This window comes from Sediminispirochaeta bajacaliforniensis DSM 16054, from assembly GCF_000378205.1.
Classification (GTDB): Bacteria; Spirochaetota; Spirochaetia; order DSM-16054; family Sediminispirochaetaceae; genus Sediminispirochaeta; species Sediminispirochaeta bajacaliforniensis.
The window spans coordinates 191049-211315 of record NZ_KB899408.1; the positions used below are offsets into that span (position 1 = coordinate 191049).

Here is a 20267-nt window from a genome sequence, read left to right on the forward strand (position 1 = left end):
GTGGAGGTGTGATTTAATGAAAAAACAAGTTCTTGCTGTGCTGCTGGTTTTCGTTTCAGCTGTTTCCTTCCTCTTTGCAGGAGGCGAAAAGGAGGATGGAAAGCCGCAGATTGCTGTCCTGCTGCCGGGGAGTGTTGAGTTCTTTTCGGTTGAGAAGCAGGGAATGAACAAGGCTGCCGATGAGTTCGGTCTTGATTTGATTTATGCCGATGCGGAGTGGGATGCTGGGAAACAACTAAACCAGGTCGAAAACTTTGTCGCCCGCGGTGTGGATATGATACTACTGTGTGCGGCCGACAATAAAGCGTTGTTGCCTGCTGTTGATCGATGCAGAGAGGCTGATATCCCCCTTATCACCTTTACCAATGTTCTTGGCGATGATCCCGAAGGTAAGCTCGACGGGGTGATTTCTTTTATCGGCATTAACGATGTGGTTCAGGGAGTCAAAGAAGGTGAAATGGCCGCAGCGCTCCTTGGTGATGGACCGGCGCATATCGTGCTGATTGAAGGGGCTCCTGGAACCAGCTCCCAGCGAATGAGAACACAGGGATTTGAGCAGGTTGCGGCACAGTACCCGCAGTGGGAGATCGTCTATCGTCAGGCGATCAACGGCTGGTCAAAGGAAAACGCTTTGGCTGCTGTCGAGGCCTTCCTTCAAACCGGCCAGGATGTGGATCTCATCAGCTGTCATTGGCATGCCGGTGCTGCAGCAGCAGCTACCGCATTGGAGGAGGCCGGTACCGAGGCGAGTAGGGGCAAGAATATCTATGTCACCGGTCTTGAATACACAAAAGAGCTAAAACCTCTCATTGAGTCAGGAGCCGTGGATGCCACAAGCTTTGCCTCAATTGTAGACATGGGCTATCAGACCGTTGAAGCGGCGGCAAAAACTCTAAAGGGAGAAACAATACCCAAGGTTATCAAGGTAGATCCAATCATCATTACCAAAGAAAACGTCGATCAGTTCGAACCTGAGATGTAATTGCAGCATTGTCCTACCGGTTTCTTGCAAGACCGGTAGGATACATCAAAGGAGATTTGCCATGTCGAACACTTTTATGAATAGCCAGGTGGTTATTGGGCCCTATGAGGTACAACACTATACGCTTGAAGAGGTTCTCCAAAAACTACAGGAATTCCATCAACAGGTTGGACTTCGCCGTTTGATGATTTGGAATACCCAAGGGGAGGAATGGTACCAGGCCTTGGTGGATGCATGTCGTCGTAACGGAATTGAGCCATACCTTTGGTTCCCTGTTCTCGCAGATTGGCCTGAAGCGGGCCTTGATGCCCAGGGACTCGTCTGTTCGCCCGAAGGATATCAGGGGATGGGGGAGCTGGGACGTTGGGGTGGATTTGAAGGTATAGATGAAGACTTCCTTTTTCTTTGTCCTTCACGTCTCGACCTTTTGGAACAGCATAAGCGGTACCTTTCTCATCTCGTATCTCGCTACGACTTTTCTGGAATTTTTCTGGATCGGATACGGTTCCCTTCTCCTGCAAACGGGATCGAAATGCTATTCGGCTGTTTCTGTTCAGAATGCAGAAGCCGCTATGAACCTGAAACACTCCTTCAAGTGAAAAAGGGTATATCGCTTTTGGAAAAGGCGGCAAAACAGACAATTCCCCTCCGCTGGGATAATTTTCTTCGTCAAAGCGGCCTCATAGAATGGGCTCGTGACAGGGAGCATCGTGTCGCACTAGTAGTACGGTATTTTACCGAATCCTTTAGAAAGGAAGGACTCAGGGTTGGTCTCGATCTCTTTTCCCCCTCCATAGCCCCCCTTGTGGGGCAGGATTACGGGAAGCTGTCGGTTTTTTGTGACTGGATAAAGCCAATGACCTACTGTCGTGCGATCGGCCCGGCAGGACTTCCCTTGGAGTTTTCCTCTTTTATCAATGGATTGGTGGAAAAAAGTGGCGGGACGTTATCGATACCGAGGGCTGTCGTGTTTGTTGAAAACCTGTTGGGCCTGCCTGATGGGATCCTTAAAATGTCGCTTCCCGATTCCCGGACTTTACCGGCAACGTTTGCTACGAGTGAGACGCTTAGGGCCAAAGATATGGTCGAAGATACGGAAATCATACCCGGGATAGAACTGGTCGAGCATCCCCAGTTTCCGGTAAGTATTTCAGATGCCGAAGCCGAAGCATATTTCGATGCGCTTTCAGAGATTAATTCAGACTTTATTGCCTGTTGGAACCTACTTTACATACCGGAGAGATATACACAATGGATGAAGCGCTTTTAGCTATACAGAATGTTAGTAAGAATTTCGTCGGAGTTTCCGCTCTTCAATCAGTTTCCTTTTCTATCGGAAAAGGTGAGACCCATGCCCTGTTAGGAGAAAACGGAGCGGGGAAGTCGACACTGATAAAAATTATTGCGGGAGTATATCGGCCTAGTAGCGGGAGGATCCTGTTAAGGGGAAACCCTTGCGATTTCCAAAGCCCTTTTGATGCCTTTTGCCATGGGATTTCAGTTATTCATCAGGAGACAAGCCTTGTTTCCAAATTGAGCGTTTTACAGAATATTTTTCTCGGAAATGAACCCGTAAAAGGAACATACATCAAACGACTTGATGAAAAAGAAATGAAATCGCGATGGACAGAGCTCAGTAGGAAGATAGGTGTGGATTTCGACCCATACCAAACGGTAAGTTCTCTCAGTATTGCTCATCAGAAAATGGTGGAAATCCTCAAAGCTCTTGCCCACGATGCTTCACTTATTATCATGGATGAGCCGACCGATTCTCTGTCCTCGGAAGAGATTGAAAAGCTTTTTCGGATCATGGAGGATTTAAAGAGGCAGGGGATAACGATTATTTATATCACCCATTTTCTTGACGAGGTCTTCCGAATAGCGGATCGGGTAACGATCCTTCGAGACGGACGGCACATATTAAGCAAGTCCATAGGAGAGCTCAGTAAAAAAGAAATAGTTGCACGCATGGTAGGCCATTCCGTGGCAACGACTATTTGGACTTCCGAAAGCCATCGACGAAGTGATACGGCGGCCCTTACGGTAGAAGGGGTAAGCTCTGGCTCAAGGCTTAGGGATGTGTCTCTTTCCGCCTACTATGGCGAAGTGCTTGGTATAACCGGGGTTATCGGTTCGGGAAAAACAGAACTGGCAAGAGCAATTTTCGGTGCCGATCGTCTCACGTGTGGGACTATCCAGGTTGCCGGAAGGATGAGGAAGCTTACCTCCCCTAAAAAAGCCGTATTGTCGGGCATTGGGATGATGCCTGAGGATAGGAAGGCCCATGGCCTGGTTTTGAAACATCCGACCTATAAAAACATGAGCCTTTGTTCCCTGACTAAACTCTCTTCGGCGGGAATTATTAATCGACGAAAGGAAGAGGCTTCTTGCGGGGCCTATCGTCAGGATCTGAATATAAAGGTTACCGATCTGAACCAAAGTGCCTCTTCCCTAAGTGGCGGAAATCAACAAAAAGTAGTGATCGCAAAATGGCTTATGGCCAATCCCGATATTATTCTTATGGACGAGCCTACCAGAGGCATTGATGTCGGGGCTAAGCAGGAGATATTTAAAATCATCCGTGACCTTGCAGACCAGGGAAAATGTGTTCTTTTCTTTTCCTCTGAAGTCCCTGAAATTGTACAGTCCTGTGATCGTATCCTCATTATGCGCAAGGGGTCGATTGTTCGGGAGATCAATACGGATGAAGAGCGAAATCAACAGACGATTATGCAAACAATGCTTCAAGGAGATTAACATACATGGATAAAACACAGGCACTGAAAAAGAGAATCCGATTTATAGAGCGGGTCAACTGGAGAAGATTTTTCAAGAAATATGGTTTACTAATCAGCTTCATTATTATGAGCTTTATTATCTCCTTGTTGACTCCTAATTTTCTCACTTCACGTAATATTATGAACATGCTTCGACAAAGTAGCATAGTCGGGATCATGGCAATCGGAACAACCTTTGTCATTCTTACCGGTGATATTGATATCTCTGTCGGATCGGTTTTAGCCCTTTCCGGTGCCATGGTTCTTGGACTTCAGAAGATGATGCCGTGGCCTTTTGCCGTTGCCATTACGCTACTTGTAGGGTTTTTACTTGGACTTACGAACGGGATACTCGTTTCGAAAATTAAGATTGTGGGTATCATAACCACACTCGGTACCATGACAATTGTGCGTGGGCTTACATATCTTTATACCGGCGGATATCCAATTCTCGGTGCCTCTGAGAGTTTCAAATTTATCGGTTCCGGTTATGTCGGCTTTCTTCCTTTTCCCGTCCTTCTCTTCCTTCTCTTAGTCGGCTTCTGGCAGTTTTTCCTCAGCAAGACACCTACGGGACGGTATATCTGTGCCGTAGGTGGAAATAAAGAGGCTAGCAGGCTTTCCGGCATTGCAGTCGACCGTTATCATGCCCTTGCTTTTGTTCTTGGCGGGATTATGGCTGCAACTTCGGGCATTGTTTTTGCTTCGCGGCTAAACTCGGTTACTCCTTTGGCTGGCCAGGGGTATGAAATGGATGCCATTGCATCAACGGTTATTGGCGGGACAAGCGTTACCGGAGGAGAGGGGTCGATTATTGGTACCATGGTAGGTGTACTTATCCTCACCATCATCAACAATATGTTTAACTTGCTCGGCATACAGGTCCATGTCCAATATTTAGTGAAGGGGCTGATTATCCTGACCGTTGTTGGCATCGATTCTTACTCCCGTTTTGGAAAGCGGGAGTAAGATATAGTGTTCCGAATCCTGGTGGGATTGTGATCTTATTTTTACTGAAGACAAGGTGCCACCTATCTTCCCGCGGCAGGGATTGGAGGGGTGCCGAAGGCAGACCCCGCAGGGGCCAGGGGGCCCCGAGGAGGCCGGAGCGAAGCGGAGCCCCGGAAAGCCCGGTCCGAGCGGCCAGCGAGGAGCCGCCTTGAAAAATTGGGACCGGAATAGTTACAGGCCGTATGGTACGATCACGGCACTGGTGCTCAGTTCGGGGAGCATTTGGCCGGATTCGGTAAAGCCGATGCCGATGGAGGCCGCGTCGAGGAGCGCTCCGATGGTTCTGTTGGCCTCGAGGTCGGGGCAGCAGGGGTAGCCGAAGGAGTAGCGCTTGGTTCGTGTGCCCGAGGGGAAGAGAAGGGTGTCGATGCTCTTGTGAACCAGCGCGGCCAAGGCGTCGGTGGCCTCGGCTGCCAGACCGTGAAAGCGCAGGTAGTCCCCATAACGGTTTTCGGCATAAAGTTGTTGTGATGTGCGAACCGGCCCTTCGCCGAGGGTGACGATCTGAAGGGGAAGGACCCCTCCTGTTTCGGGAAAGCGGTCGGCGAGACAGCCTCCCTTTTCCTGTGGCAGGCGGGCAAAGGGAAGGTAGCATGGCTTTTTCCCCGTTTGTTCGACCGTAAGCCGGTCTCCCTCCCTTCTGCAGCGGAAAAAACCGTAGCGAACGTGGGGGACAAAGAGACCCTCTTCTATGATGAATTTCTTTAAAGCCTCGAACTTCGGCAGGACCTCGGTTTCGATGAGGGCATCGTAGGCGGACTGCTCCATCTTGCCCCTCTTGTATCCCCAGCGCCCGCGAAAGAGGGTGCGCCTGTCTATGGTTTCGAAGATTTCATGCAAGTCGAAGCCTTCCCCGTACCGTGCGCCGAAGAAGGGTGGGGGAAGGGGGCCCGGGCTTCCCGCAGGCCTGCATTCGGTGCAGGTGCAGGCTTCTGCGGCCTGGGGAGCATGGGAGTTTTGAGAGCTCCGGGCCGGTTGTGCAGGGGACGATGTCGCGCCACTGGCAGCCTCTTGTCCTGACCCGGCGCTGACTTTTGCCTTCTTCAGGCTATCCAGCGCCTTGAGGGCGTCGAATGCATCTTTGCAGTAGTAGACCTCTGCCGGGGCAGCGGGGCGACACTGGCCCTCCACAAAGGCAGGGGTGAGGGCCGCTCCCCCGAGGAGTACCGGCAGCCGTAGTTTGCGCCGTTTCATCTCTTCGAGGTTGGATTTCATGATTGCGGTGGATTTGACCAAAAGGCCGCTCATTCCCACTGCCGTTGCCTTCTCTTCTTCAGCAGCCTTGATGATGGTGTCGATGCCGATCTTTATGCCGAGGTTTTTAACCAGGTAGCCGTTGTTCGAGAGGATGATATCGACTAAATTCTTGCCGATATCGTGGACATCCCCGGCGACGGTTGCGAGAATTACCGTTCCCCGCTTGGATACGGAGTCTCCCTTTTCCATATGGGGCTCAAGGATGGAGACGGAGCGCTTCATAACCTCTGCAGACTGGAGAACGAAGGGAAGCTGCATCTCTCCCTTTCCGAACCGTTCACCGACGATCCCCATGGCGGGGATGAGAATTCCATTTATGATATCGCCTGCCGCCGTGGTTTCGAGACAGCGATCGATGATCTCTTCCAGGCGATCTTTCGAGCCCGCGATAACCCGTGATCGAAGGAGCTCCTGAGGCGGGAGGTTTTGCTCTCTTTCTTCGTTCTCCTCTTCGGAGATGCCTTTACCTTTTTCAAACAGCTCGAGGTAACGCAACAGGGCGGAGCCGTCCTCGTTGTGATAGATCAGATCGAGGGCTGCCTTTCGGGCCTCCGGATCCAAAGCAGCCACCGGTCGTATCTTCTTCGGATTGACGATGGCCATATCGAGTCCCGCCGAGACCGCTTCGGAAAGAAAGAGGGAATTTAACACCCGCCTGGCGGGCGCTGCAAGGCCGAAGGAGATGTTGCTCACTCCCATGACGGTAAGGCATCCGGGGATGGCTTCTTTGATGGCTGGGAGGGCCCTGATGCTTTCGGTCCCCGCGTTACGCAAGGATTCGTCTCCGCTGCCCAGGGTGAAGGTAAGGGGGTCGAATACCAGATCTTCATTGCGCAACCCCGCTTGCCTCGCTATGGCTGCCAGCCGCCGGGCAATGGCAACCTTTTTGGCCACGGTTTTCGCCATGCCCTCTTCATCGATGGTAAGGCAGATGATGGTCGCGCCGTAGCGGGCGGCAAGGGCAAAGACCTTCTGGGCATGTTCTTCCCCCGCTTCGAGGTTGATGGAGTTGATCAGCGGCCGTCCGCCGATGGCCTTCAAGGCAGCCTCGATCACCTGCGGATCGGTGGAGTCTATGACGAAGGGAAGCCTGTTTCGGGCCGCCGCACCGGTGAGGATGTGGAGCATGTCCGACCTCTCGTTACGACCGGGTACGGCGACACAGAGGTCGGCGGCGTGGGCACCGTAGCCGGTCTGGTCGAGGAGAAAGTCGGCAGCCGCATCCCAATCCTCCTGATCGATCATGCCCCGAAAAACTTTGGAGCCGTTGCTGTTGGCCTGCTCGGCGATGAGAAAGGGCGCGGGTTCCTGGATCATCGGCTGGGCCGAAAAGAGGGAAGAGAGTACCGGTCGCGTTGGGCTTGTCGGGGCCGGTAACGGTTTCATTTTTTCTGCGCAAAGTGCCAGCTGCCGGATATATTCTGGCGTTGTTCCGCAGCATCCTCCGGCAACGGCGATATGAAACCGTGCCAGATAACCTGCCATGATCTCTGCAAACTGGACCGGTCCCAGGGAGTATACGGTCTTCCCGTCCTTCATTTCCGGCAATCCTGCATTCGGCATGCAGAAGATGGGGCCGTTGTAGATGGATGCAAGCTGTTCCAGGTTGGGGCCCATGAGATCGGGACCCACGGCACAGTTGATGCCGATCAGGTCGGTCCGCAGGGGTCGGAGGGTAGCCACGACTGCCGAAAGATCGCTTCCCATCAGCATGGTTCCCGATTGCTCGACGGTTACCGAAGCGATGATCGGGATCTCTTTTCCCGATTGTGCGGCACTATCGTCGGCTGCGATAACCGCGGCCTTGGTTTGCAAAAGGTCCTGACTTGTCTCCACCACGAGAAGGTCCGCCCCCCCTTCGAGCAGAGCGTCCGCCTGCTTGCGAAAGGCCGTGTAGAGTTCGTCGAAAGTGATATGTCCGAGGGTCGGCAGTTTTGTTCCCGGTCCCATGGAACCGGCCACAAAACGGGGACGATCGGCGTTTGTATGACGGTCGGCCGCTTTACGTGCAATCTCTGCGGCACGCCGGTTCAGATCGGCGCTCTGGGATGCGAGATCGTAATCGTCAAGGACGATGCTCGTGGCGCCGAAACTGTTGGTTTCGACCACATCTGCACCGGCGGCAAGGAAGGAGTCATGTATGGTATCGATATACTCCGGAGCCGTTCTGTTGAGAATTTCGTTGCATCCGGCCTTGCCTTCCCAGGCGGTATCGGGAATATCCAGAGCCTGAATGCTTGTGCCCATGGCTCCGTCGAAGATGATGATACGCTTTCCCAAAAGACTCCGAAAGTCGGCTTGTGCCATTATGATGCTCCTGTTACGGATATCGAGGTCGAAAATCTTGCATATTGTACCGAAGGTGGCGGGTATTGCCAATGACGTAAATAGGAAAACGTGAGATAATAGGGGCGTTATCGGCCAGCGGCCGATATGTGGGTGTTATACAAAGTGTTTGTTTTATCTTATTAAACACCGTATAATATATTAAACATACCATAAAGGAGCGCTATTGTGGCACAAGGAAAGCCCGTTATCGATTCTGAAAGATGTAAAGGATGCGGACTCTGCCTTGGGGCCTGTCCGAAAAAGATCCTGAAATTGTCGGACGACTTCAATAAGCAGGGTGTTCAGTATCCGGTGTGTGTCGATGAAGATGCATGCATTGCCTGCAAATTCTGCGCAATGATGTGTCCTGATCTGGCGATCACGATTGTCAAGACTGCTTGAAGCGGGAGAGAACGGTATGAGTAACAAGGTTTTAATGAAAGGAAATGAGGCGATTGGAGAGGCTGCGATTATCGCTGGGTGTACCCACTATTTTGCCTATCCGATTACACCGCAGAATGAGATTCCCGCCTACATGGCGAGGCGCCTTCCTGAGATCGGCGGCACGTTTCTCCAGGCGGAGAGTGAGCTTGCGGCAATTAATATGGTGTTCGGGGCGTCTGCCGCCGGAACCAGGGTAATGACCAGCTCCTCAAGCCCGGGAGTCAGTCTGAAACAGGAAGGGATCAGTTACCTTGCCGGTGCTCAGCTGCCGGCGGTTGTGGTTAATATGATGCGTGGCGGCCCCGGCTTGGGCAACATTGCGGGAAGTCAGGGAGATTACTGGCAGGCGACACGGGGCGGGGGCAATGGCGATTACCGTACCATTGTGCTGGGCCCTGCAAATGTACAGGAGCTTGCCGATCTGACCGTAAAGGCCTTCGATCTTGCGGACCGTTATCGCATGGTGGTTATGATCCTCGGGGATGGTTTTCTCGGCCAGATGTCGGAAGCCCTGGAGCTTCCCCGGCCCTCGGGCGAGCATTTTGAAAAGCCCTGGGCCCTTACCGGTGCCGCGGGGCGGAAACACAATGTGATTGCCTCCCTGCGTCTTACCCCCGAGGGAGAGCTCGAACGTCACAACCTGAAGCTTATGGAGATCTATCGTCAGGTCGAGGAGCATGAGCGGATGTGGGAAGCCGACCGCTGTGATGATGCCGATTTTGTATTGGTTGCCTACGGTACCAGCAGTAGAATTTCCCGCGCTGCGGTCAATATTTTGCGCAAAAAAGGAATTAAGGCAGGACTTTTCCGCCCCATTTCCCTCTATCCATTTCCCTATGGGGAGTTGAAGGAGGCTGCCAGGGGAGCAAAGCAGGTGCTTGCCGTTGAGATGAGCGCCGGGCAGATGCAGGAGGATGTCAGGCTGTCGGTGGAAGGTGCGGTTCCTGTCGACGGTTATTTCAGGCTTGGAGGAGCAATCCCCGAGACTGACGAGATTGTGCGAAAGGTGGAAAGCTATGGAAAGTAAAGGCGCCGGATACGAAGTCATATACAAACGGCCTGAGGCCATGACCGATGCGAAAACAATCTATTGTCCCGGATGCGGTCACGGTATCATCCACAAATTACTTGCCGAGAGCATCGATGAATTGGGAGTTCGGGAAGAGACGATCCTGATTGCTCCTGTCGGCTGCTCCGTCCTCGCGTATAACTATATCGACGTGGATGGCTGTGAGGCGGCTCACGGCCGGGCCCCGGCCGTTGCAACGGGGATCAAACGGGTTCACCCCGATAAAATGGTTATCTCATATCAGGGCGACGGAGATCTCTTGGCAATCGGAACTGCCGAGACGATCCATGCCGCGAACCGCGGTGAGAATATCACGGTAATCTTTGTCAACAACGCCATCTACGGCATGACCGGCGGGCAGATGGCGCCTACCACCATGGTGGGACAGGTAACAAAGACGACTCCCTTTGGACGGGACGCGAACGATGTCGGTTTTCCCATTCGGGCCTGTGAGATGATAAACACCCTTGAGTGCCCGGTTTTTATCGAGCGGGTGAGTGTCTTTGATGTAAAGCAGATCGTAAAGGCAAAGAAAGCGATCAAGAAAGCGTTGACGAACCAGAAAGAGGGAAAGGGATATTCCTTTGTCGAGGTCCTTTCTATGTGCCCCACAAACTGGGGTGTTAAGCCGCAGGTAGCTGCAGACTGGGTACGGGACGTCATGGTTCCTTACTATCCCCTCGGCAATTTTCGTGATCGTTAGGAGGCATCATCATGAAGGAAGAGATCGTTTTTGCCGGATTTGGTGGTCAGGGTGTTTTGCTCATGGGGAAATTGCTCTGTGTGGCGGCAATGGAAGAGGGCAAGTATGTGAGTCACATTCCCTCGTATGGTGCGGAGATGCGCGGGGGTACGGCGAACTGCCAGGTCGTCATCTCGGATGAGGAGGTTGCAAGCCCTATTGTCGCCCATCCCTCCATTGCGGTGGTACTCAATACCCCTTCTTTTGCCAAATTTGAACCGAAGCTAAAGAACGGCGGGCTTTTGCTCTACAATTCGAGCCTGGTCGACCTCCGCTCCGAGCGCACGGACATCACGGTTGTTGATGTGGCGGCGAACAATATTGCCGAGGACGCCGGAAGCGGCAGAGCTGCAAACATGGCGGCGATCGGTAAGCTGTTGAAGCTCAAGCCCGGTCTTTGCAGCCTCGAAGGGGTGATACAGGCCCTTGAAAAGGTGGTATCGGCACGAAATAAAAAGCTCAATGAAGTAAACGAAAAGGTCCTCAAGGCTGGTTTTGCCGCATAGAGGCTATGAAGGTGCCATTCCCACGCCCCGAACGCTATGTCGGGGCGTTTTGTTTTTCTTTCTAGTTGGTGCTATATTACCATCTTAGACAGGAGACCATAATGCGGAAAAAACCATCACCAATTGTTTTTCTTGTTGTCCTAAGCATACTTCCTTCCTTTTCGCTTTTTGCTGCAGGCAGGCAGGAAAAAACTTCCAGAGGAGAGTCCGCTGTTCATTTTACTTCGAAAAGTCTTGTAAAAATCCTTGAGGAAAGGAACGATGTTACATTTATTGCTTCCGCATTACGCCAAAGCGGTCTTGCAAAGCAGATGGCAGAACTTGACGGATACACCCTTTTTGTTCCTACCGACGATGTGATTGCACGTTTGCCTGAACGGGCGAGGAAAGCTCTCTCTTCGGATCCCCAGGCGCTTTTGGATGTTCTTACCGCGCAGATGGTAAAGGGGATTGTTACCGTCGAAGAGTTGAGGAAGCGACCGAGCGTAGAAACGCTATCAGGTATCCGCCTTCAGGTTGGAAGCCGAAACGGGCGGATTACCATTGCCGATTCCGACCTCATAAGCGAGGACCTTTTCGGCAATGGCTTCCTTGTTCATGTGGTGACGGGAATCATTGTTCCCGGTATCAAGCTTTGAGCGGCATCTGCGTCAGTTGCCGCGGGAGAGAACGAGAAAGAGTGCCCCTCCAATTGCAACTATAAGGACAAGGGTCATGATCAAGCGTCCGAAAAGCGATGCAGCGGTCTTGCCGAGAACGGAATGCCAATCGTCATCCAGAGTTATTGCCGTTTTTGCCTTCTCCTGTGCCTCTTTTGTCTCCAGCAGATCGGGAAAGGCGAGTGCCCGGTGATACAGAAAGCAACTAAGGGCGAAAAAGGCGGTCGGCCTGGCTTCCTCATCTTCGGAAGGGTGAAAAAGCAGCACGCAGCTCTCTCCCTGATACTGCTCTGTACCGTCGAAATCGGCGATAAGCGTGCTTCCCGTCTCCAACGCTGTGTTCTTTTTCCAGCCGAAAATGTAGCGACTCCGCAGCTTCGATCCTATTCGGCTGAAGAGACTGGTAGTCTGCATCTTTTCTATAATCGGCACTACGGTGATCATACCCTCCCTTAGCAATTTTGAAATTCTGAAAGGCTCGATGATTCGAAGGATCAGACGATAGAAAACGAATCCGAGGGCCGCAATGATGACCAGGGAAGCCGCCGCCGATGAACCTGCTCCCAGACTTCTGGCCGAGAGAACGAGCAGGCCCCCTACAACCAGGGCCACAATCAGATTAACGTACCAACCAATTGCTCCTCTGGCGAGGATAAAGCGTGCTGTCGTAAAGGGGCGCGGTACCGGCATCGAGCGGAGAAATGCCGCCGTCGCCTCTGTTTTTTCCTTTTCCTGCATAGCATCCATACCTCCATCCTACAAGAGTCTTGGCGTCTCTTCAAGAAAAGGTTTGATATGCATTAAATATACGTGTATAGTCATCTGAATGAATATATATGCACCTGTAGGAGTTTTTTATGGCGAATCAAAGCATTCCGTCAACGACGGTACGGTTTAGTAGCGGGATAGATATCCCCCTGGAGCTTCACAAGGTACGAGTTGTTCAAAAGCTCTACCTGCTCCCAATCGAAGAGCGGCTTCGCGCAATCAGAGAGGCAGGCTTTAACTCGTTTCTTTTAAGCACGCGGGATACTTATCTTGATATGCTTACCGATTCCGGCTGTAATGCCATGAGTGACCGCCAGCATGCCGCGATGATGGTTGCGGACGATGCCTATGCCGGTAGCCAGAGTTACGACCGCATGGCGGCCAAAGTGCTTGAACTCTTCGGCAAGCAGTTTATCCTGCCTGTTCACCAGGGCCGCGCGGCTGAAAACATCGTCAGCAGGGCCTTTGTTCGCCCCGGCCACCATATTCCCATGAACTATCATTTTACTACCACCAAGGCACACATCGAACTGAACGGCGGAACCTTGCATGAGATCTACACCGATGAGGCCCTTAAGGTGAAAAGTGATCACCCCTTCAAGGGGAATATGGATATCGAGAAGCTTCGAAAGCTCATTGCCGAAGTCGGAACATCCGTGATTCCCTTCATACGCCTCGAGGCCTCGACCAATCTGATCGGCGGACAGCCCTTTTCCATGGAAAATATGCGCCAGGTGCGTGAAGTCGCCGACCAGACAGGGCTTATGATTGTTCTCGATGCAAGTCTTATCGGTGAGAATGCCTGGTTCATTAAGCAGCGCGAGGAAGGCTACAGCCAAAAAAGTATGGGAGATATCATTGGCGAGATGTCGGACCTTGCCGATCTTGTCTACTTTTCCGCCCGAAAGCTCTCCTCAAGCCGCGGGGGTGTTATCTGTACTGCCAAAGAGGAGCTCTACGAGCAGATGAGGGACCTGGTCCCTTTGTACGAGGGCTTTCTTACCTACGGCGGCATGTCTGTCAGAGAGATCGAGGCGATGGCGGTTGGGCTCGAAGAGACCCTTGACGACCAGATGATCTGTCAGTCTCCCTCCTTTATCGACTACTTTGTTCGTAAGGTCGATAGCCTGGGCATTCCGGTAGTGACCCCTGCCGGGGCTCTCGGCGCCCATATCGATGCCGGAAGCTTCCTCTCTCATTTGCCCCAGAACGATTACCCGGCCGGTGCCCTGGTCGCCGCTTTTTATCTTGTCTCCGGCATCCGCGGGATGGAGCGTGGAACCATCAGCAGTGTTCGCTTGGATGACGGCAGCGATATGCTTGCGGATATCGAGTTGATGCGCCTTGCTTTTCCCCGGCGGGTTTTTACCCTCAGTCAGGTTGAATACGCGGTGGATAGGCTGCATTGGCTCTATCGGAATAGGGAACTGGTCGGCGGCCTTGAGTGGGATCTGGAGCCGAAGGTTCTGCGCTTCTTTGTCGGCCGCCTGAAGGCAAAGGGCGATTGGCCTGAAAGGTTGATGGCGAAGTTCCGTGCCGATTTCGGCGACAGCCTGTAAAAGAGAACAGGAAGGATCTGGGAGAGGGACGCCAAAGGCGTTGATCCTCTCCCCTGTTCATCGATATGATGCCCTTATGGCACTCATCGGCGTACAGAATTTGACTATCTCCTTTGGTGGTCCTCCGCTTCTCGACGGCATTGATCTCCAGATTGAAGAAGGAGACAGACTTTGCCTGCTCGGGCGAAACGGCGCGGGGAAATCGACCTTTATGAAGGCTTTGGCCGCTCTTATACCATCGGACGATGGAAAGATCGCGCGGCGGAAGGGGCTTTCCACCGCTTACCTTTCCCAGGATTTTCCCGATGATTTTTCAGGTCCCGCTTTGGAGTTCGTGATGGGGGGAGTTGGCGAACGCCGGCTTGCGGCAGAGCAGAGTTTAACCCTGCTGGGAGTACCTGCCGAGCAGAATGTATCCTCTTTGTCCGGGGGCCAGAAGCGCAGGGTCCTCCTTGCGCAGGTTCTTGCTGCCGGGGCCGATCTGTTGCTTCTTGATGAACCGACAAACCACCTTGATATCGATACCATTCTCAAACTCGAGGATTTTTTACTGCGCCGGGTCAAGAGTGTGGTCTTTGTTACCCACGATCGTTCCTTTGCCAGGCAACTGGCTAACCGTGTTGCCGAGATCGATAGGGGAAAACTGTATAGCTTCAGCTGTTCTTATGATGAGTTCCTCAGTCGCAGGGACGAGCTGCTGGAGGCAGAGCGTCGTGCCTGGGAGGTCTTTGATAAAAAGCTTGCCGGAGAAGAGGCGTGGCTACGGCGTGGGATTCGGGCCAGGCGGACCCGTAACGAGGGGAGAGTCAAGGCCCTGATGCAGATGCGCGATGCCTACCGTCAGCGGCGGGAACGAAGTGGTCATGCCCGGATGGAAATCCATACAGGTGAACGCAGCGGCGATATCGTCATCAAAACAAAGAACCTCACCTTCGGCTACGACTCTGTACTTCCCATCGTAAAAGACTTTTCGACCGTCATAGAGCGTGGAGACCGGGTCGGTATCGTCGGCCCAAACGGCTCGGGAAAAACCACCCTGCTTCGCCTCCTTCTCGGCCAGTTGGAGCCTCTAAGCGGAAGCGTTCGCCTCGGCACCAATGTCATCCCGCTCTTCTTTGATCAGCTTCGCGGGGACCTCGATCCGGACAAAACGGTGGCGGAGAACGTTGCCGACGGATTTGACACCGTAACGCTAAACGGTAGAAAGCGGCACATCATCGGATATCTCAGGGATTTTCTCTTTTCCGAGGAACGGGCAAAAAGCCCCGTGGCCCACCTTTCCGGAGGCGAAAGGAACAGGTTGCTCCTTGCCCGGCTTTTTGCGCGGCCCTCGAATCTTCTTATCTTTGACGAACCCACGAACGATCTCGATGTGGATACCCTGGAGCTTCTCGAAGAGCTTCTCCAGGAGTACGAAGGGACCCTTCTTCTGGTAAGCCACGACCGATCGTTTCTCGATAATGTGGTAACCGATTGTCTCGTCTTTACCGGGGACGGACAGATTGCAGAACTTGCCGGCGGCTATGCCGACTGGGCCAATTCTCCGCTGTTTGATTCGGTCCGTGAAAAGGGTGAAGATAAGGAGTCGGAGCCAAAGGGCGAAAAGCCGAAAACCCGCGATAAGGTAAAACTCACGTTCAAGCAGCACCGGGAACTGGAGGCCCTTCCCGATGCCATTTCCGCTTTGGAAGAAGAACAGGAAACCATCCATAAACGGCTCTCCGACCCTGAACTCTATAAAAACGGCGACGAAGATCCGTCGCTGCTAACCAAAAGGCTCGAAGAACTTGACGGGGAATTGGCTACGGCCTACCAGAGATGGGAAGAGCTCGATGCGATTGATCAGGCGGAAAGGGCGTGAGGTTCTCTCTACTTCATTGGGCTGAAAGTCTGTCTATCAGTTTTCCTTGAAGCTTGTATCGAATAAAGGGTGTCCCATCCTCTCCCTTTTCGATGCGACTTTTGAGAATGGAAAAGGCCAGTTTCCCCATTTCGCTATGAGGAAATTGAAATGTGGTGAGGGGCGGATGGATAAATCTGCTTTCCGGTAGGTAGTCAAATCCTGTCAGCGTTACCTCTTCGGCTATTCTGAATCCAAGAAGTACCAGGGTCTGGTAGAATTTTAATGCGATAGTGTCATCACAGCAGACAAAGGCTGAGGGCGATGTTCCCTTTTTGATCTGAATGGGCAGGGATGTGTTCTCATTGGAAAGAGGATCTATGCGAATGAAATCTTCTTTGGTGAAGGTAATCCCCAGTGCTTTCACTCCGCGCTTAAAGGCGTCTTCCCGCTCATGGACATCGATATCTTTGCCGTTATTTGTGACAAGCCCAATGTGTCGATGGCCCTTCCTGTAAAGATGGTGAAGAATCTTATAGGTTGCATCCGTATTGTCTACGCCGATCTGATCGCAGAACATTATGGGAATATCGGACCCGATAAGTACCATTGGCTTGTTCAGTGATTCCAGTGCTGAGATATTCTGGTGTTCCAGATCCGATGCCAAAAGGATAAATCCTTCCGACTCCGGGAAATTTGAATCGATATCCTGGGGAAGGTCCTGAAAATAGGTCATGTTGATATTATATCCTGCGCTACGAGCTTCCGTGGATAAGCCTTCTACGAGATCGTCGAAATAGGCAGAGTAGAGTCGGCTGCTTTCCTGCAAGTGGCCGTTTTTCGTGATTTTTAAAAAAGTAATATTTCTTTTAGGCGAATTGATCTTTCCCTTATAGTTCATTTCTTTTGCAATGGCGAGAATTTGTTCCCGCATTTTTTCTCCAACCCCTGGTTTGTTGTTGAGGACAAGGGAAACTGTTGCTGCAGAAACGTTTGCCCGTTCGGCGATATCACTTATTCTGACCTTCATTTGATTAGTATAAACGTCTGGATTATGAGGGTCAATAAAAAATAAATTTATCAACTAAATTATTTAGTAATATAGATGAATAGTATAAATAATAAAAGTAAAAATATTATTAAAAGTTGACAATAATTTTATTGAATTATAGAATATTAGAAAGCCTATTATTAAGGAGAGCGGAGATATGAAAAGACTCATATGGGTAGTATGCATATTGTCTTTGTGGCTGCCCCTTGCCTTTGCCGGCGGTCAGCAGGACCCTTCGAAGCAGAATAAAGGAGACGAAGTTTTCTGGCTCTATGAAACGGCGACTCCGGAAAATGAACAGGCCTTCCGGGACTACTTTGTGAAAGTCGTAAATGAACGATCGGATACCTATCATTTGAACGTACGGTTTGATGCGAATTTTGATCAGAATATTCGAACTTCTATGCTGGCGGGAGCCGGCCCAGATATCGTTCAGACGGCGGGACCGTCGTATGTACAAGAATTTGCCGAAGAAGATTATCTGCTGCCGCTTGATTCCTATGCCGAAAAATACGGCTGGAAAGATCGTTTTTTCCCCATGATGATTGAACTGGGATCCTATAACGGAAAACTTTATGCTTTGCCAAAAACCTATGAGGCAATGGTTTTGTTTTACAATAAAAGCCTCTTTGAGAAAAACGGATGGAAGCTTCCGACCAGTTGGAAAGAGTTTGATGCACTCTGCCGGCAAATCAAACAAAGCGGCACCATTCCCATCGTTTCGGGAAACTCCTCGTGGAAGCCAACCAACGAACACTATGTGACGATTTTTTTCAATCACATTGCAGGCCCGGACAATGTGAAAAAGGCTTTGAAGGGTGAAATACCCTGGACCGATCCTGTTTTTGTGAAAGCCATTACCACATTGAAATACTATTTTCAGAACTATTTCACACCCGATTACTTTTCCTTTGCCGATATTGATGCGCTTAATGTGCTTGCTCAGGGGGAGGCGGCAATGTATCCGTCCGGAACATGGAACTTTCAGAATATCGGTACCTATTTCGAAGAGGCGGGGAACGAATGGGACTGGGCACCATTGCCTTCTGCAGAGGGAGTTGAATTTCCGGTCTATGATCTTGGTATCGGCGCCACATTGTCAATCAATAAGAAATCGGAACATGCCGATGAAGCTGCGGAGATTCTGGATACCTTAAGCAGCGATAAAGGTATTATCGTTGATTTGAATGCCCATTGGCCGGGTGAGTGGAATCTTCCAATCAATACCATTTCCCGCAAGGATTTCGGTGATAAGGTTGACCCTCGCTACGCCAGGAGCATAGAAGAAATTGCGAGAGCGGTCGACCAGGGGGGATACGGTTACACTACCTGGACCTTTTGGCCGCCCAAAACCAATCAGTATCTCTGGGAGAGCATAGAGAAGGTGTGGCTCGATCAGCTTTCCCCGGAAGAGTATCTTGCCGAGCTTGATAGGGTTTTTCAGGAGGAGCTTGCCGAAGGAAAGGTCCCTCCGGTACCTAATTCCAAGTAAAGCTTTTATGCTATGGCAGGCTCCACGGGGCCTGCCATATTGTCAAGACTGAAAGAGAGAGACAGATGAAAACCAAACCGAGCAAGATGACCGATGCATATTTTATACTTCCCGCATTAATTATTAATATTGCCATCATTCTTATTCCTGCATTGCTGACCATCGTTATGTCGTTTACCAAGTGGAATGGCCTTGGTATGCCGGAATTCAACGGATTGGATAATTTTTTTACATTGTTTCAGAATGAAAACTACATAATTGCGATCGTTAATAATCTGAAATGGACAGCATTTTTTCTTACCGTGCCCATCATTCTTTCCCTCTGTATCGCCATGTTGCTTATGCAGCTGAAGTTTCTGAGAGATCCGCTGCAAACTATCTTTTTTATACCCAATGTCATATCTCCTGTGATTATTTGTGCAATTTTCAGCTCGATGATTTTTAATCCCCGGAGCGGTATCCTTGGTTTTATTAATCGGTCGGAATTACTTCCGTTTGTTTTGAAGAATCCGCTGACATCGGTGCGCCATTCTATTTGGGCCGTTGCTTTTGTCGATAATTGGCATTGGTGGGGATTCCTGACGGTTGTCTTTCTTGCGGCGATGCGCCAGATAAACGTAGAACTTTTGGAAGCTGCAGAGATGGACGGGGCTTCGTTTTTGCAAAAGTTCTTTCGCATCGTTATTCCTTCAATAAAATCAAACATTTTCTTTATGCTGCTTATGACGATTATCTGGTCGTTTCTTGCTTTTGACTATGTGTGGATATTAACCCAGGGCGGCCCCGGCAATTCCAGCGAGATGCTCGCCACACTCTCGTATAAATACTCTTTCTACCATCACGATATAGGAAGCGGCGCCGCGACGGCTTTGACAATGAGTCTCCTTGCAGGAGGCGTTATCTACTTCTATGTAAAACATCAAATAGCAGAGGAAGAGCAATGAAATATACGAAAACAGTCCATATCGTTTCGTTACTCGTTTGTCTGGTACTGCTGATTATCACAATTCTGCCACTCGGGCTCATGCTTGTGAACAGCTTTAAATCCAATGTGGCAATAGCAAATAATCCACTCTCCCTGCCGAAGACTATACATGTTACAAATTTTGTCAGGGCCTGGAAATTCGGTCATCTTGGTACGGCCCTGGTTAATAGTGTGTTGATCACAATTTTGACGGTTGTGGTGACGATATTGGTCAGTTGTATGGCTGCTTATGTACTCTCCACAAAACGGATGAAACATTGGAAGGCCATGTCGATCTATTTTCTTGCCTGTAATACGATACCGAAACAGCTTTTTATCATCCCGTTGTTTTTCATCCTTCAAAGGATGGGATTGATTAATAATCGGGTGGCTCTGGCCGTTATCTATTCGGCAATATTTACGCCCTTTGCCATCTTTCTTCTCCGGACATATTTTCTTCAGATAGACAAGGATATCGAGAATTCCGCCAGGGTCGATGGTGCAGGATCCTTACGAATCTTTTTTAGCATCCTCTTACCCTTGATTCAGCCGGGTATTCTTACCGCGGCTCTCATTGTCGGACTGTGGTGCTGGAACGAATTCCTTTTTGCCGTTACCTTTCTGCAAAACGACCTATTTTATACCGTCGCTGTCAGATTCTACAGTTTTACAAGTCGCTATGTTACCGAGTGGGGAACCCTTATGGCATATGCCGTTATGATTACCATACCCATTCTCCTTTTTTTCATCATCCTACAAAAAAGATTCATATCCGGAATGACTGCCGGAGGCGTTAAAGGTTGAAAAACGACTATGCC

The 20267-nt window shown here is 50.8% G+C and carries 17 protein-coding genes; 14 read left to right on the plus strand and 3 right to left on the minus strand.

Annotated elements, in window-relative coordinates; genetic code table 11:
- Positions 1–16 precede the first annotated feature (16 nt).
- The 4 genes from F459_RS0104195 (at position 17) to F459_RS0104215 (ending at position 4728) form a co-directional block, all read left to right on the plus strand.
- Positions 17–982, plus strand: coding sequence for a sugar ABC transporter substrate-binding protein (locus F459_RS0104195; protein ID WP_020611484.1), 966 nt, complete (start codon positions 17–19; stop codon positions 980–982).
- Positions 983–1043: 61 nt separating this feature from the next.
- A complete protein-coding gene (locus F459_RS23895) occupies positions 1044–2252 on the plus strand; it encodes a hypothetical protein (RefSeq protein WP_020611485.1) in 1209 nt (402 codons plus the stop codon).
- Positions 2234–3739, plus strand: a complete 1506-nt coding sequence (locus F459_RS0104210; RefSeq protein ID WP_033301214.1) for a sugar ABC transporter ATP-binding protein — start codon at positions 2234–2236, stop codon at positions 3737–3739. The genes F459_RS23895 and F459_RS0104210 overlap by 19 nt, the downstream gene beginning before the upstream one ends.
- A 5-nt stretch (positions 3740–3744) precedes the next feature.
- Positions 3745–4728, plus strand: coding sequence for an ABC transporter permease (locus F459_RS0104215; RefSeq protein ID WP_020611487.1), 984 nt, complete (start codon positions 3745–3747; stop codon positions 4726–4728).
- A gap of 213 nt (positions 4729–4941) precedes the next feature.
- Here the strand turns inward: F459_RS0104215 and F459_RS0104220 are convergent, their stop codons facing one another.
- A complete protein-coding gene (locus F459_RS0104220) occupies positions 4942–8334 on the minus strand; it encodes a methionine synthase (protein ID WP_020611488.1) in 3393 nt (1130 codons plus the stop codon).
- 207 nt (positions 8335–8541) lie between these two features.
- Between F459_RS0104220 and F459_RS0104225 the strand changes: the two genes are divergently transcribed.
- The 5 genes from F459_RS0104225 (at position 8542) to F459_RS0104245 (ending at position 11754) form a co-directional block, all read left to right on the plus strand.
- Entirely contained in the window at positions 8542–8757 is a 216-nt protein-coding gene (locus F459_RS0104225) for a 4Fe-4S binding protein (protein ID WP_020611489.1), read from the plus strand.
- A gap of 16 nt (positions 8758–8773) precedes the next feature.
- A complete protein-coding gene (locus tag F459_RS0104230) occupies positions 8774–9826 on the plus strand; it encodes a 3-methyl-2-oxobutanoate dehydrogenase subunit VorB (RefSeq protein WP_020611490.1) in 1053 nt (350 codons plus the stop codon).
- Entirely contained in the window at positions 9816–10571 is a 756-nt protein-coding gene (locus F459_RS0104235) for a thiamine pyrophosphate-dependent enzyme (protein ID WP_020611491.1), read from the plus strand. The genes F459_RS0104230 and F459_RS0104235 overlap by 11 nt, the downstream gene beginning before the upstream one ends.
- 11 nt (positions 10572–10582) lie before the next feature.
- Positions 10583–11116, plus strand: a complete 534-nt coding sequence (locus F459_RS0104240) for a 2-oxoacid:acceptor oxidoreductase family protein (RefSeq protein ID WP_020611492.1) — start codon at positions 10583–10585, stop codon at positions 11114–11116.
- Between the two features lie 101 nt (positions 11117–11217).
- Positions 11218–11754 (plus strand): fasciclin domain-containing protein, encoded by a 537-nt coding sequence (locus F459_RS0104245; protein ID WP_020611493.1) that lies wholly within the window; start codon positions 11218–11220, stop codon positions 11752–11754.
- A gap of 12 nt (positions 11755–11766) precedes the next feature.
- Here the strand turns inward: F459_RS0104245 and F459_RS0104250 are convergent, their stop codons facing one another.
- On the minus strand, positions 11767–12522 hold the full coding sequence (locus tag F459_RS0104250; protein ID WP_020611494.1) for a hypothetical protein: 756 nt from the start codon (positions 12520–12522) through the stop codon (positions 11767–11769).
- A gap of 110 nt (positions 12523–12632) precedes the next feature.
- Between F459_RS0104250 and F459_RS0104255 the strand changes: the two genes are divergently transcribed.
- Positions 12633–14102 (plus strand): tryptophanase, encoded by a 1470-nt coding sequence (locus tag F459_RS0104255; protein ID WP_020611495.1) that lies wholly within the window; start codon positions 12633–12635, stop codon positions 14100–14102.
- Between the two features lie 76 nt (positions 14103–14178).
- Positions 14179–15963: an ATP-binding cassette domain-containing protein gene (locus F459_RS0104260; protein ID WP_026294886.1), complete on the plus strand. Its 1785-nt coding sequence runs from the start codon at positions 14179–14181 to the stop codon at positions 15961–15963.
- A gap of 13 nt (positions 15964–15976) precedes the next feature.
- On the opposite strand, the gene F459_RS0104265 is transcribed toward F459_RS0104260, so the two are convergent.
- Positions 15977–16972, minus strand: coding sequence for a LacI family DNA-binding transcriptional regulator (locus tag F459_RS0104265; RefSeq protein ID WP_020611497.1), 996 nt, complete (start codon positions 16970–16972; stop codon positions 15977–15979).
- 178 nt (positions 16973–17150) lie between these two features.
- Between F459_RS0104265 and F459_RS0104270 the strand changes: the two genes are divergently transcribed.
- The 3 genes from F459_RS0104270 to F459_RS0104280 all read left to right on the plus strand — a co-directional run bounded on the left by F459_RS0104270 (position 17151) and on the right by F459_RS0104280 (position 20253).
- Entirely contained in the window at positions 17151–18485 is a 1335-nt protein-coding gene (locus F459_RS0104270) for an ABC transporter substrate-binding protein (RefSeq protein ID WP_020611498.1), read from the plus strand.
- 65 nt (positions 18486–18550) lie between these two features.
- Positions 18551–19429, plus strand: a complete 879-nt coding sequence (locus F459_RS0104275) for a carbohydrate ABC transporter permease (protein WP_020611499.1) — start codon at positions 18551–18553, stop codon at positions 19427–19429.
- Complete coding sequence (locus tag F459_RS0104280) at positions 19426–20253, plus strand: carbohydrate ABC transporter permease (protein WP_020611500.1); 828 nt, start codon at positions 19426–19428, stop codon at positions 20251–20253. The genes F459_RS0104275 and F459_RS0104280 overlap by 4 nt, the downstream gene beginning before the upstream one ends.
- Positions 20254–20267: the final 14 nt, after the last annotated feature.

Bases quoted from the DNA above. Each gene is read 5' to 3' on its own strand.
- F459_RS0104195 (WP_020611484.1), top strand. From the start codon at position 17: ATGAAAAAACAAGTTCTTGCTGTGCTGCTGGTTTTCGTTTCAGCTGTT.
- F459_RS23895 (WP_020611485.1), top strand. From the start codon at position 1,044: ATGTCGAACACTTTTATGAATAGCCAGGTGGTTATTGGGCCCTATGAG.
- F459_RS0104210 (WP_033301214.1), top strand. From the start codon at position 2,234: ATGGATGAAGCGCTTTTAGCTATACAGAATGTTAGTAAGAATTTCGTC.
- F459_RS0104215 (WP_020611487.1), top strand. From the start codon at position 3,745: ATGGATAAAACACAGGCACTGAAAAAGAGAATCCGATTTATAGAGCGG.
- F459_RS0104220 (WP_020611488.1), bottom strand. From the start codon at position 8,334: ATGGCACAAGCCGACTTTCGGAGTCTTTTGGGAAAGCGTATCATCATC.
- F459_RS0104230 (WP_020611490.1), top strand. From the start codon at position 8,774: ATGAGTAACAAGGTTTTAATGAAAGGAAATGAGGCGATTGGAGAGGCT.
- F459_RS0104235 (WP_020611491.1), top strand. From the start codon at position 9,816: ATGGAAAGTAAAGGCGCCGGATACGAAGTCATATACAAACGGCCTGAG.
- F459_RS0104240 (WP_020611492.1), top strand. From the start codon at position 10,583: ATGAAGGAAGAGATCGTTTTTGCCGGATTTGGTGGTCAGGGTGTTTTG.
- F459_RS0104245 (WP_020611493.1), top strand. From the start codon at position 11,218: ATGCGGAAAAAACCATCACCAATTGTTTTTCTTGTTGTCCTAAGCATA.
- F459_RS0104250 (WP_020611494.1), bottom strand. From the start codon at position 12,522: ATGGATGCTATGCAGGAAAAGGAAAAAACAGAGGCGACGGCGGCATTT.
- F459_RS0104255 (WP_020611495.1), top strand. From the start codon at position 12,633: ATGGCGAATCAAAGCATTCCGTCAACGACGGTACGGTTTAGTAGCGGG.
- F459_RS0104260 (WP_026294886.1), top strand. From the start codon at position 14,179: ATGGCACTCATCGGCGTACAGAATTTGACTATCTCCTTTGGTGGTCCT.
- F459_RS0104265 (WP_020611497.1), bottom strand. From the start codon at position 16,972: ATGAAGGTCAGAATAAGTGATATCGCCGAACGGGCAAACGTTTCTGCA.
- F459_RS0104270 (WP_020611498.1), top strand. From the start codon at position 17,151: ATGAAAAGACTCATATGGGTAGTATGCATATTGTCTTTGTGGCTGCCC.
- F459_RS0104275 (WP_020611499.1), top strand. From the start codon at position 18,551: ATGAAAACCAAACCGAGCAAGATGACCGATGCATATTTTATACTTCCC.
- F459_RS0104280 (WP_020611500.1), top strand. From the start codon at position 19,426: ATGAAATATACGAAAACAGTCCATATCGTTTCGTTACTCGTTTGTCTG.